Raw genomic sequence first — 11,822 nt, forward strand, 5'->3', positions numbered from 1 at the left:
CGTTGATGTAATGCTGACACCCGACCGTACCGATGACAAGCTGTGATCACCGCTTGCTGCGCGCCATAAAGGCCAGCCGTTCAAACAGATGTACGTCCTGCTCATTTTTTAGAAGCGCACCATGTAGCTTGGGCAGTGCATTCACACCGTCGCGTTTAAGGTCCTCAGCGCTCAAGTCCTCAGCCAAGAGCAGTTTCAGCCAGTCCAGCACTTCCGAGGTCGAGGGCTTTTTCTTCAAACCCTGCGTTTCGCGGATTTCGTAGAACTGGGTCAGCGCGGTGGTCAGCAGCGCATCTTTGATGCCGGGGTGATGGACTTCGACGATACGGCGCATCGTGGCTTCGTCTGGAAAGCGGATGTAGTGAAAGAAGCAGCGGCGCAGGAATGCGTCAGGTAGTTCCTTTTCGTTGTTCGACGTGATTATGACGATAGGGCGGTTCTTGGCACGGATCGTCTCGCCAGTCTCGTAGACGTGGAACTCCATCTTATCGAGTTCCTGCAGCAGGTCGTTCGGAAACTCGATATCAGCCTTGTCGATCTCGTCGATCAGCAACACGACCTTTTCATCCGCGTCAAACGCCTGCCACAGCTTGCCCTTGCGAATGTAGTTCGAAACATCATGCACGCGCTCTTCGCCAAGCTGGCTATCGCGCAAACGGCTGACCGCATCGTATTCATACAACCCCTGTTGCGCTCGGGTGGTGGATTTCACGTTCCACTCAATCATCGTCAGCCCCAGCGCGCCTGCGACCTGTTTCGCCAGCTCGGTTTTGCCGGTTCCGGGTTCGCCCTTGACAAGCAGCGGGCGTTCCAGCGTGACGGCGGCGTTCACGGCAATGTTCAGATCGTCGGTGGCAACATATTCTGCGGTGCCTTGAAAACGTGCGGTCATGGGACCCCTCATGTGGTTTCCGCGGAATGCGGGCTGGGTTTGCTCTGCTCGGGTTACAGAGAGGCAAGGTTATTTACAAGCCGGGCCGCAGCGTCGCGAAAGGATGGAATGGGCTGTAAGTCCAATCTGTTTTGGGCGATTCGTTCGGGGCGGGGTATCGCAGGGGTTGAAGCTGCCTGAAAAACGCCTTGCGAGAACCACAGAAAAACAAGGTTTTGTTGTTACAAGTCTCAATATTAGAGCAGTCGGAGTGACGCGGCGGCGAGGCATACGTTTGTGTAGTGACAATCTCTGCCCCGTCGGATAAACGCTCCGCAGAAGGGGGTGCCGAATGTCAGGTAATACAATCGCAACCGACGTTTCAGGCCATACCGAGGGAGCAAATATGAAGCAGGAAGTTTTTCTGCCGGAAGATTACCGTCCGGCTGAAGATGAACCTTTCATGAATGATCGCCAGCTTGAGTATTTTCGCCGCAAGCTGATGGATTGGAAGACAGAACTACTCGCAGGCAGCCGTGATACGATCGAAGGTCTGCAGGACAACACCCGAAACATTCCCGATGTCGCTGACCGCGCAAGCGAAGAGACCGACCGTGCGCTGGAACTGCGCACCCGGGATCGTCAGCGTAAGCTGGTGGCCAAAATCGACTCGGCCCTGCGCCGGATCGAAGAAGGGGAGTATGGATATTGCGAGAAGACCGGTGATCCGATCTCGCTCAAGCGCCTGGATGCGCGTCCTATCGCGACTATGACGCTTGAGGCGCAAGAGCGTCACGAGCGCCGCGAAAAGGTCCACCGCGACGATTGATCGCTGGGAAATTGCAACAAAACAACAGCGCCGGGGCCTGTCGCCCCGGCGTTTTTGCGTTATGGCAGGCCCATGAATATCAATGGTCTGAATTTCTGCGTCATTGGCGGCGGCATTGGGGGCATGGCGGCGGCACTCGCACTGCGAAGTCAGGGTGCTCAGGTGACGGTTCTGGAGCAGGCCCCAGAACTGACCGAAGTTGGTGCTGGATTGCAAATCAGTGCGAACGGGATGGCGGTACTGCGTGCGCTAGGCGTTGCTGGTAAGGTCCCGGAAGCTGGACAAATCTCGGGTGGGACCGTTTTGCGCGATTACCGTAATGGGCGCGTGATCAGTCGGGTCCCGGTCCCTGCCGCTGGGTCGACTTACTATTATCACCGGGCAGATCTGCTGGACCTGTTGCACAAAGCCGCCTTGCGCTCTGGGGTGGATATTCGGCTGGATGCACCTGTCGCCACGGTTCATAAACACCCAAGCGAAGCCGAGATCGTTCTGGAAAGCGGCGAAAGGCTGCGTGCGGAATGCGCAATCGCCGCAGACGGTGGGCGCAGCGCTATCCGCCCGATCTTGAATGGTCCCGAGGTCCCGGTGTTCACCCATCAGGTTGCCTGGCGAGCAACGATCCCCTGGACCCAGCGAGAAGAACTGCCATGCGCGTCCTTGACGATGGGGCCAGGCCGGCACGTGGTAACCTACCCGCTGCGCGATCAACGCCTCGTGAACATCGTGGCCATAGAAGAGCGTTCCGACTGGCAAGAGGAAGGCTGGCGACGTCAGGGTGATCCCGACGACCTGCGAACCCGGTTCGCCGATTTTGGCGGACCGGTTGGTGACATATTGTCAAAGATTGAAGAGGTTCACCTTTGGGCGCTGTTTCTGCGCCCCGTGGCGCAAATCTGGCAGAATGGGCGATTGGCCGTGCTTGGGGATGCGGCGCACCCGACGTTGCCTTTTATGGCCCAAGGAGCTTGCCTAGCACTGGAAGATGCCTGGGTCCTGACACGCGCGTTCCAGGACAACTCAGGCGTCGCCCGCGCATTGGCTACCTATGAAGCCACTCGACGACCGCGTGCCAGGCAAGTGATTGGCGCCGCAGGCGCAAATGCGCGTAATTTCCACCTTCGTGGGCCAATGAGGCTGGCCGCGCAGGCCGCCTTAATGGCGGTTGGTCCACGCTTGGCGCGGCGCTACGAGTGGATCTATAGCTACGACGCGACCGCGTAAGCGTTCACAGGTCGAGATCAACCCAGACCGGCACATGGTCCGAAGGTTTTTCGTGCCCCCTCACTTCGGCATCGATCCTGCAATCACGCATCAAATCTGCAGCTTGCGGCGTCAGAAGAAAGTGATCGATGCGGATCCCGTCGTTTCTGTTCCACGCACCGGCTTGATAATCCCAGAATGAGTAATGACCGGGGCCTTGCGTTCGTGCGCGAAAGGCTTCGGTGAAGCCCAGATTTAATATCTTGCGAAATGCTGCACGGCTTTCGGGCCGAAACAACGCATCCTCGCGCCAGGCGTCGGGGCGCTTGGCATCTTCGGCCTGCGGAATAATATTGTAATCCCCGGCCATCAATGCGGGTTCCTCTGATGCCATCAAATCGCGGGCACGATCATAGAGGCGCTCCATCCACTCAAGCTTGTAGTCATATTTCGGCCCCGGCACCGGATTGCCATTTGGCAGATACAATCCGCAGATGCGCAGTGCTCTCTTTCCTATGACAGTGGCTTCGATCCAGCGCGCCTGCTCATCACTTTCATCACCGGGCAACCCAAGGGAGACATCCTCAAGCGGCAATTTCGAAAGGATTGCAACGCCGTTGAAGCTCTTTTGCCCATGGGTTTCAACGTTATATCCACGCTCCCCGAAAATCTCGCGGGGGAAATTCTCATCGATTGATTTGATTTCCTGCAGCAACACGACATCGGGCTGTGCCTCATCCAACCAGCGAGGTAACGCCTCGGCCCGTGCCTTGATACCGTTGATGTTGAATGTGGCGATTTTCATGCGTGATCCTCCGGTGCCATTGGCAACCTATCGCGCAGAATACACGCAACGGCAAGTTGCCGAACAAGTTAGCGAGGCTCTGCCTCGCGCTCCGAGGTATTTTTAGCCAGATGAAGAAACGGATTCTTAACCATATTCGTCAAAACTGAGTATGCGGTACAGGCGGAGGCGCCGATGACCGCGCCAGGTGAAGCTCTCTGACTTTGACTGTCAGAGAGCGGATCCCTCTTCATCTGGCTAAAAATACCTTGGGGGTGTGGGGGCAAAGCCCCCACTGGCGCTACATCGAGAACGATGTGCCGCAGCCGCAGGAAGACGTGGCGTTGGGGTTCTCAATCACGAAGCGCGCGCCGATGAGTTCCTGTGTGAAATCAATTACCGCGTTCTCCAGAAACGGCAGAGAGATCGAGTCGACGATGACCTTTTGGCCTTTGCCCTCTAGCACCAAATCGTCCTCTTTCGGCTCATCCAGGGCGATCTCGTATTGAAAACCGGAACATCCGCCACCCTCCACAGCGACACGCAGGGCCTGGCCCTGATCTGCGGCACCGATTTCGGCCAGGCGTTCAAAGGCGCGTTCTGTGACTGTTGGGGGCAGATTCATGCCGGTCTCCAAAGGTTTATTTCCTTAGCATCGTACAATATATGGAATCTGACGACAGGCGACAAGGACAAGACCTTTGGACAGAGCGGGTTTTGCCTCGGACCCAGGCCGCGCAAGGGGGCGGCTTGTACCTGAGGAGGAAAGCAGTTTTCGGTCATGCTTTCAGCGCGACCGTGACAGGATAATTCATGCCAGCGCGTTTAGGCGCCTCAAACACAAAACTCAGGTGTTTGTCGAGCATGAGGGCGACAGTTATCGAACCCGCCTGACGCATTCCATTGAAGTGGCTCAGGTGGCCAGGACGATTGCCGGGGCCTTGGGTTTGAACGGCGAATTGACCGAGGCAGTCGCTTTAGCGCATGACCTAGGGCACACACCGTTTGGTCACACGGGCGAGGATGCTCTGCATGCGTTGATGGAGCCATATGGTGGCTTCGATCACAACGCGCAGGCCATTCGGATCGTAACCAAACTTGAGCGTCACTACGCCGAGTTTGATGGGTGCAACCTGACCTGGGAATGTCTGGAAGGAATAGCTAAACACAACGGACCGGTTACTGGCGAGCTGCCCTGGGCGCTGGCCGAATGCAACCAGGGCTTTGACCTCGAACTCCATACCCATGCGAGCGCCGAGGCGCAGGTCGCGGCGCTATCGGACGACATTGCCTACAACAACCACGATCTGTTTGACGGATTGCGGGCGGGATTGTTCAGAGATGAAGACATTCAGCAGCTTCCCATAATTGATGCCTGTTTCGCCGAAGTGGATGCCAAGTATCCGGGTCTTGACCCTTATCGCCGTCGGCACGAGGCGCTCAGACGGGTATTTGGCGTCATGGTTTCGGATGTTATCGACACCTCACGCGCGTTGATAGCGGCCTCGGGGGCGCAGTCGGTCGAGGATATCCGCCATCTGGGTTATCCGGTCATTCAATTTTCGGATGATCTTTGGGCGAAGCTCAAACAGATCCGTGCCTTCCTGTTTTCGCGCATGTATCGCGCACCGAGCGTGATGGAAGTGCGCGCCAGTGTCAGCAAGGTGGTTGAGGAACTGTTTCCGATTTACCTGTCCGACCCGAAACAGATGCCCAGGCACTGGCATGTCGATATCGAGACGGCAAAGGATGAGACCGCGCTGGCCCGCATCGTCTCGGATTATATCGCGGGCATGACCGACAGGTTTGCGCTGCAAGACCATGCCCGGCTTACCGGAGATCACTCGATCGCAATATAGGCGATGGCCCAGACCTGTTGGCTGGCTTGTGTTTGAGCCAGTTCAGCATCATTCGTGGGCGGGAAAACGATCATCGTGGGGCCGTAACTACCAATGCCCATCGGCACGCCATCCGCGTGGGTGGCCACGATGGGTTGATGTGTCTCGATGCTTTCCCATGGGATTTCAGCCTGATAGCCATCCATAGCCATGGGCAGAGCAGATTTGCCCCTCGCACCTGCCATCGTCATCACGTCGGACAACAGTGGGCCGGAAAAGGTATAGTCGCGCTGGTTCTCTGGCGGGCCGTAGGGGATGGCGATTTCGATCTGTTCCAACCCGTCCAGCATGGCAGCGTCAAAGCCTGCTGCACCGTCATGTGTGACTTCGAGAAAACCCAACAGCCCACCGTCGTTCTCAGCGCGCGCGGGCAGATTGGTTTCGGTGATGGCGCCACCGAGCGTCAGCAGTACGTGGCCTTGAGGTGAGGGCATCTCGGCCCATGTGGGCAGGGCGGTGGTCAGCAACAGGGCGAAGGGCAGGGTAAGGCGCATTCAGGGGCTCCGGTCACGGTTTTCCCCGACCTTAGCCCTGATAGCGGTTAATCCAAGCGCAAAATTTAGGCGTCCATTGACCTTGGCGCTTTGCGTGGTAAACCCCGCGGCAAGCAAAAGGACATCCGAAATGAACCTGTTTTCCGAGATCCGCGGCCTGGTACTGGACGCGCTGGCGCAGATGCAGTCCGAAGGCGCGCTGCCTGAGGGGCTGAGCTTTGACAACGTGGCGGTTGAGCCTCCGCGCGATGCGGCGCATGGCGATATGGCGACCAATGCGGCGATGGTACTGGCGAAACCGGCGAAGATGAAGCCGCGGGACATTGCGGATGTGCTTGCGGGCAAGCTGTCTGCAGACGACCGGATCACCAGCGCCGAGGTGGCGGGCCCGGGCTTTCTAAACCTGCGGCTTGCGTCTTCAGTTTGGCAGGGAGTGTTGGCTGCGGTGCTGGAAAAGGGCACCGGTTATGGCCGTTCGACCATGGGATATGGTCAGAAGGTGAACGTGGAGTATGTCTCGGCCAACCCGACCGGCCCGCTGCATGTGGGCCACACGCGGGGGGCTGTGTTCGGTGATGCGCTGGCAAGCTTGCTGGCCTATTCGGGCCATGAGGTGACCCGCGAATACTACATCAACGATGGCGGCGCGCAGGTGGATGTGTTGGCGCGGTCGGCCTATGAAAGGTATCGCGAGGCGAATGGTCTGAGCCCAGAGATCGCCGAGGGCCTGTACCCGGGCGATTACCTGATCCCGATCGGTGAAGCGCTGAAAGAGAAATACGGCGACAGCCTGATCGACAAGCCGGAAAGCGAATGGCTGGAAGAGCTGCGCAACTTTGCCACCGACGCGATGATGGACCTGATCCGCGCCGACCTGAAGGCGCTGGGCGTTGAGATGGACGTGTTCTTCTCAGAGAAGTCGCTCTACGGCACGGGTCGGATCGAGGCGGCGCTGCAGTCTTTGACCGACAAGGGCCTGATCTACGAAGGCGTGCTTGAGCCGCCGAAAGGCAAGAAGCCCGAGGATTGGGAGCCGCGCGAGCAAACCTTGTTCAAATCTACTGAACACGGGGATGACGTCGACCGCCCGGTCAAGAAATCGGACGGCAGCTGGACCTATTTCGCCCCGGATATCGCTTATCATTATGACAAGGTGAGCCGTGGGTTTGACGCGCTAATCGACGTGTTCGGTGCGGACCATGGCGGCTATGTCAAACGGATGAAGGCGGCGGTTTCGGCCCTTTCCGATGGTAAGGTGCCGCTGGATATCAAGCTGACCCAATTGGTGAAGTTGTGGAAGAATGGCGAGCCATTCAAGATGTCCAAGCGGGCAGGGAACTTTGTCACGTTGCGCGATGTAGTCGATCAGGTCGGGCCTGATGTAACCCGTTTCGTGATGCTGACCCGCAAGAACGACGCACCGCTGGATTTCGATTTCGACAAGGTGCTGGAACAAAGCCGCGAAAACCCGGTGTTCTACGTCCAATACGCTCATGCCCGGGTCATGAGTGTACTGCGCCGTGCGGCTGAGGCCCGGATCGCTGCCGATGATGCGGCTCTTTCCGGGGCGGATCTGGGCAAGATTGATCACGCATCTGAGCTGACGGTTGCCAAGAAACTGGCAGAATGGCCACGTTTGGTTGAAATCGCTGCACGGACCAATGAACCGCACCGGGTTGCCTTCTATCTCTATGAATTGGCAGGAGATTTTCACGCGTTGTGGAACAAGGGTAACGACGAAACCCAGCTGCGTTTCATCCAGGATGGCGATGTTGCCACAAGCCAGTCGAAAATCGCGCTGGCCCGCGCTGTTTCTGTTGTGATTTCAGCGGGCTTGGGTATTCTTGGCGTTACCCCGGCGCAGGAGATGCGGTAACAAATATCGCCCGAACCGCCGGTCTGAGGCAGACAAGAAATGACCCGCGCGCCACTTTTCCGGCGCACTCGGGCGGTGAGGCGGATATGGCACGTTACGATTACTCGGGGCAGCACAGCCCCGAGCAAATGCATTACTCGAATCAAGCCCATGCGCATGATGCGTATGACTATTCCGAAGAAAGCTATGGCTATGACGAAGCCCCGCGTGCAGGCGCAGGGCTGGGCCGTATTGTCAACGTTTTGGGGGCGGTTGCGTCCTTGGCACTGGTGGCAGGTGTAGGTGTTTGGGGCTATCAACTGATCATGCGCGATGTCAGCGGTGTACCTGTGGTGCGCGCTGCCGAAGGACCGATGCGTGTACAACCCGAAAATCCCGGCGGAACGCCTGCTGACCACCAGGGGTTGGCGGTGAATGCTGTTGCAGCGGTCGGAACAGCTGCGCCGCCAGCAGATCGGCTGATCCTGGCCCCGCGCCCTGTTTCGCTGACCGATGAAGACACACCCATGACTGGGCTTGAGGCCACGAATGCCGTGCAGGTCATCGAAGAGCCTGCCACAGATCAGGCCGTTGTGAATGCTCTGGCCGAGGGGCTTGCTGCCGATACCACGCATGAGCAAACGCCGGAAGAAGGCGTTCAGTTGGCTTCACTGGTCACGCCCGAGGAAGAGCCTGCGATCGACCCGGCAGATTACGCCGCGCAACAGCCTGACCCGAAGATAGCCGCTTTGCCGGGGGTGCGCCGGTCGCTGCGACCAGCCGTGCGGCCCGCCCGTGCAACACCGAGTTCTATTTCGTCCAACAGTGCAACCGAGGCGGCGATCAACGCTGCTGTAAAGGCTGCCGTTGGACTGGATGTGGACCCGGATACGCTGACCAAAGGAACGCGGCTGGCGCAGCTTGGAGCCTATGAAAGCGCCGATGTTGCACAGGCCGAATGGGCGCGCCTGAATGGGCGCTTTGCCGAGTATATGGATGGGAAACAGCGAGTTATCCAGAAAACTTCAAGCGGTGGCCGCACCTTCTATCGCCTACGCGTCATGGGATTTGATGATCTCGGCGACTCGCGCCAGTTCTGTGCCGCTTTGGTTGCGCAGGGTGCCGACTGTATCCCGGTCGCCGTCCGGTGAGATTTGGCGCGGTTATCACCGATGCCGAAGGGCTGCGCCTGACGCCGGATGAAAAAGCTTTGTTCAAAGAGATGAACCCGTTCGGGTTCATTCTGTTTGCCCGCAACATCGAATCCGCTGATCAGACCCGCGCCTTGTGCGAGGACTTCCGCGCAGCGGTTGGCCGAAATTGCCTAATCACCGTCGATCAGGAGGGGGGCCGCGTACAACGTCTGCGCGCACCTTTAGCCCGTGAATGGTTGCCTCCTTTGGATCATGTCGCGCATGCCGAAGATCAGGCCGAGCGCGCGATGTATCTGCGCTATCGTCTGATCGCGCATGAACTGCTGGAATTGGGCATCGACAGCAATTGTGCACCGATGGTCGATCTGGCCCGCGAGGGTACTCATGCGTTCCTGAAGAACCGCTGCTATGGGTCTGATCCCGAAAAGGTTTCCGCGATTGGTCGAGCCGTTGCCAACGGACACTTTGATGGCGGAGTGTTGCCGGTAGTAAAGCACATGCCCGGCCACGGTCTGTCGACGCTCGACAGTCATCACGAGTTGCCGCATGTGGATCTTTCTCTAAGTGCACTGGAAGCAGCAGACTTTGCACCATTCCGCGCGCTGAACGACTTGCCGATGGGGATGACGGCGCATTTGGTTTATGACCAGATCGATCCACGGCCCGCAACGATTTCTGCTGGAATGATGACGATGATTAGGGAGCGCATCGGTTTCGACGGTCTGATTATGACCGACGATATCACGATGAAAGCCCTGAACGGCGCGCCCGCCGACTTGGCCCGACAGGCACTGGACGCTGGATGCGATGTTGCTTTGCACTGCAACGGGGCCTTTGAAGAGCGTGCTGAGGTGCTCGAAGCCGCTGGTGAGATGTCGGATGCGGCACAAGCCCGCGCAGATCGGGCGCTGGTCCGGAGACAACCGCCACAGGAACTTGACATCCAAGCCGCCGAGGCGGAACTATCTGCCCTAATGGGCGGGCAGGTATATGCAGGATAACCTTTTCAGCGAAGACCCGGTCTCGGTTGCCGATCGGCTGGCCGCCGAGGCTTTGATTGTAGACGTCGACGGGTTTGAAGGTCCGCTCGATGTGCTTTTGACACTTTCGCGTACGCAAAAAGTGGACCTGCGAAAAATCTCGGTTCTTGCGCTGGCTCAACAGTATCTGACCTTTGTCGAAAAAGCGCGTCAGTTGAGGATCGAACTGGCCGCCGACTATCTGGTGATGGCCGCTTGGCTAGCTTTCCTCAAATCCCGCTTGCTGCTGCCCCCGGACCCGGATGACGAAGGCCCATCGGGTGAGGAACTGGCCGCGCACCTCGCATTCCAATTGGAGCGTCTGCAGGCCATGCGCGATGCCGCTGCGCGCCTGATGGCGCGTGACCAATTGGGCCGTGATTTCTTCAAACGTGGGCAGGGTGAGGATGTTACGCGTATCCGCACCGTGACCTATTCCGCGACGCTACTGGACCTGATGCAGGGCTACGCGCGTATCCGCACGCGCGACGAGTTCCGACCCTTCGTCATGGACCGCGACGCCGTTTTCACCATGGAACAAGCGCTTGAGCGGATGCGACCCCTGATAGGCTTTGCCGGTGCGTGGACGGATATGGAGACCTACCTGCCCGAAGGCTGGGATGCTGATCCGGTGCGGCGACGCTCGGCCACGGCTGCAACCTTCGCAGCCTCGCTGGAGCTGGTGAAAGAAGGACATATGGAGATCAAGCAAAGCGAGACCTTTGCGCCGATCCATCTGCGTAAGAGGACTGAGACACGTGACTGACGCCAACGAAGAAACAGGCACACTGTTCGAAGCGCCGCCCTTGGCGGAACAGGAACGTATGGTCGAGGCCGTGCTGTTTGCCAGCGCCGAGCCAGTGACGATTGGCGATCTTGAAGCGCGGATGCCCCATGGCAGCAATGCCGCGCAAGCTGTTGAATCGCTTCAGAAACGGTACGAAGGGCGCGGGGTGCGTGTGGTGCGCGTTGGTGAGGCTTGGGCGATCCGCACAGCCCCCGATCTTGGCTTCCTGATGCAGAAGGAAACGGTTGAGACCCGCAAGCTTAGCCGGGCTGCAATCGAAACGCTGGCAATCGTGGCCTATCACCAGCCCTGCACGCGTGCGGAGATCGAGGAAATCCGGGGCGTGTCCGTTTCGCGCGGAACTATCGACCAGTTGCTCGAAATGGAATGGATCCGGCTGGGCCGCCGCCGCATGACACCGGGCCGTCCGGTGACATTCGTCGTAACGCCTGAGTTTCTGGATCATTTCGGGCTGGAAAACGCCCGTGACCTGCCGGGCCTGAAGGAGTTGCGCGCAGCCGGACTGTTGGAGAATCGCCCACCCCCTGGTGCTGTGTCGCTGGGCGAAGGGCAGGGTGATGACGAGGACGAAGATCAAACCGAGCTGTTCGAAGAAGAGTGATCGGACAGCCCTTTTATTGCCGCAGATCCCGCCTATCATTGGGTGCAGGAAACGGAGTTGAGCCAATGAATGCCAATCGGATCATCGATATGATCGTGCGCCGGGTGATGCGTCGCCTGGTGAACCACGGTGTGGACAAGGGTATTGATATGGCCAGCAAGGTGGGCCGTAAACCGGGTCAGTCTGATACTGGGAATGGCCCCGAGGCGGACCGCCAGATGCGCGATGCGACCAAGCGCCAAAATCAAAGCGCAAAGCAGATGCGGCAGGTGTCGCGTCAGATGCGTCGGTTCATGAAGTTCTGAA

13 protein-coding genes are annotated in these 11,822 nt (G+C 58.4%); 9 read left to right on the forward strand and 4 right to left on the reverse strand.

Annotated elements, in window-relative coordinates; translation table 11 throughout:
• Positions 1 to 46: 46 nt before the first annotated feature.
• Entirely contained in the window at positions 47 to 892 is an 846-nt protein-coding gene (locus ACR0AH_RS01875; RefSeq protein ID WP_170396653.1) for an AAA family ATPase, read from the reverse strand.
• Between the two features lie 385 nt (positions 893 to 1,277).
• Between ACR0AH_RS01875 and dksA the strand changes: the two genes are divergently transcribed.
• Both dksA and ACR0AH_RS01885 read left to right on the forward strand, forming a co-directional pair.
• Positions 1,278 to 1,700, forward strand: a complete 423-nt coding sequence (dksA, locus tag ACR0AH_RS01880) for an RNA polymerase-binding protein DksA (RefSeq protein ID WP_074736317.1) — start codon at positions 1,278 to 1,280, stop codon at positions 1,698 to 1,700.
• Positions 1,701 to 1,772: 72 nt separating this feature from the next.
• Positions 1,773 to 2,924, forward strand: coding sequence for an FAD-dependent monooxygenase (locus tag ACR0AH_RS01885; protein WP_170732425.1), 1,152 nt, complete (start codon positions 1,773 to 1,775; stop codon positions 2,922 to 2,924).
• 4 nt (positions 2,925 to 2,928) lie between these two features.
• Here ACR0AH_RS01885 and xth read toward each other — a convergent pair whose 3' ends face one another.
• Together xth and ACR0AH_RS01895 are read right to left on the reverse strand one after the other, a co-directional pair.
• Positions 2,929 to 3,708: an exodeoxyribonuclease III gene (gene xth / locus ACR0AH_RS01890; protein ID WP_170611073.1), complete on the reverse strand. Its 780-nt coding sequence runs from the start codon at positions 3,706 to 3,708 to the stop codon at positions 2,929 to 2,931.
• Positions 3,709 to 3,988: 280 nt separating this feature from the next.
• Entirely contained in the window at positions 3,989 to 4,312 is a 324-nt protein-coding gene (locus ACR0AH_RS01895) for a HesB/IscA family protein (RefSeq protein WP_170406378.1), read from the reverse strand.
• A gap of 76 nt (positions 4,313 to 4,388) precedes the next feature.
• On the opposite strand from ACR0AH_RS01895, the gene ACR0AH_RS01900 reads away from it, so the two are divergent.
• Complete coding sequence (locus ACR0AH_RS01900; protein WP_170732423.1) at positions 4,389 to 5,546, forward strand: deoxyguanosinetriphosphate triphosphohydrolase; 1,158 nt, start codon at positions 4,389 to 4,391, stop codon at positions 5,544 to 5,546.
• Here the strand turns inward: ACR0AH_RS01900 and ACR0AH_RS01905 are convergent.
• Positions 5,528 to 6,079 (reverse strand): putative pterin-binding protein, encoded by a 552-nt coding sequence (locus ACR0AH_RS01905; protein WP_480590086.1) that lies wholly within the window; start codon positions 6,077 to 6,079, stop codon positions 5,528 to 5,530. The two genes, ACR0AH_RS01900 and ACR0AH_RS01905, sit on opposite strands and share 19 nt — an antisense overlap.
• 130 nt (positions 6,080 to 6,209) lie before the next feature.
• On the opposite strand from ACR0AH_RS01905, the gene argS reads away from it, so the two are divergent.
• From argS to ACR0AH_RS01935, 6 genes are all read left to right on the forward strand, one after another.
• Complete coding sequence (gene argS, locus ACR0AH_RS01910) at positions 6,210 to 7,955, forward strand: arginine--tRNA ligase (RefSeq protein ID WP_170732421.1); 1,746 nt, start codon at positions 6,210 to 6,212, stop codon at positions 7,953 to 7,955.
• A gap of 86 nt (positions 7,956 to 8,041) precedes the next feature.
• Positions 8,042 to 9,085, forward strand: coding sequence for an SPOR domain-containing protein (locus ACR0AH_RS01915; protein WP_170732419.1), 1,044 nt, complete (start codon positions 8,042 to 8,044; stop codon positions 9,083 to 9,085).
• On the forward strand, positions 9,082 to 10,089 hold the full coding sequence (nagZ, locus tag ACR0AH_RS01920) for a beta-N-acetylhexosaminidase (protein WP_480590089.1): 1,008 nt from the start codon (positions 9,082 to 9,084) through the stop codon (positions 10,087 to 10,089). Before ACR0AH_RS01915 ends, nagZ begins: the two co-directional genes overlap by 4 nt.
• Complete coding sequence (locus tag ACR0AH_RS01925) at positions 10,079 to 10,873, forward strand: segregation and condensation protein A (RefSeq protein ID WP_170509855.1); 795 nt, start codon at positions 10,079 to 10,081, stop codon at positions 10,871 to 10,873. The genes nagZ and ACR0AH_RS01925 overlap by 11 nt, the downstream gene beginning before the upstream one ends.
• Positions 10,866 to 11,516, forward strand: coding sequence for an SMC-Scp complex subunit ScpB (scpB, locus tag ACR0AH_RS01930; RefSeq protein ID WP_170567026.1), 651 nt, complete (start codon positions 10,866 to 10,868; stop codon positions 11,514 to 11,516). Before ACR0AH_RS01925 ends, scpB begins: the two co-directional genes overlap by 8 nt.
• Positions 11,517 to 11,581: 65 nt before the next feature.
• Complete coding sequence (locus ACR0AH_RS01935; protein WP_170611055.1) at positions 11,582 to 11,821, forward strand: hypothetical protein; 240 nt, start codon at positions 11,582 to 11,584, stop codon at positions 11,819 to 11,821.
• The last annotated feature ends 1 nt before the right edge of the window (position 11,822 follow it).

The organism is Ruegeria sp. AM5 (assembly GCF_056540645.1).

What these genes read in the sequence shown, in the direction of transcription:
- xth (WP_170611073.1), bottom strand. Translation starts at nt 3,708, where the DNA reads ATGAAAATCGCCACATTCAACATCAACGGTATCAAGGCACGGGCCGAG.
- ACR0AH_RS01935 (WP_170611055.1), top strand. Translation starts at nt 11,582, where the DNA reads ATGAATGCCAATCGGATCATCGATATGATCGTGCGCCGGGTGATGCGT.
- ACR0AH_RS01905 (WP_480590086.1), bottom strand. Translation starts at nt 6,079, where the DNA reads ATGCGCCTTACCCTGCCCTTCGCCCTGTTGCTGACCACCGCCCTGCCC.
- ACR0AH_RS01895 (WP_170406378.1), bottom strand. Translation starts at nt 4,312, where the DNA reads ATGAATCTGCCCCCAACAGTCACAGAACGCGCCTTTGAACGCCTGGCC.
- argS (WP_170732421.1), top strand. Translation starts at nt 6,210, where the DNA reads ATGAACCTGTTTTCCGAGATCCGCGGCCTGGTACTGGACGCGCTGGCG.
- ACR0AH_RS01925 (WP_170509855.1), top strand. Translation starts at nt 10,079, where the DNA reads ATGCAGGATAACCTTTTCAGCGAAGACCCGGTCTCGGTTGCCGATCGG.
- ACR0AH_RS01915 (WP_170732419.1), top strand. Translation starts at nt 8,042, where the DNA reads ATGGCACGTTACGATTACTCGGGGCAGCACAGCCCCGAGCAAATGCAT.
- ACR0AH_RS01875 (WP_170396653.1), bottom strand. Translation starts at nt 892, where the DNA reads ATGACCGCACGTTTTCAAGGCACCGCAGAATATGTTGCCACCGACGAT.
- dksA (WP_074736317.1), top strand. Translation starts at nt 1,278, where the DNA reads ATGAAGCAGGAAGTTTTTCTGCCGGAAGATTACCGTCCGGCTGAAGAT.
- ACR0AH_RS01885 (WP_170732425.1), top strand. Translation starts at nt 1,773, where the DNA reads ATGAATATCAATGGTCTGAATTTCTGCGTCATTGGCGGCGGCATTGGG.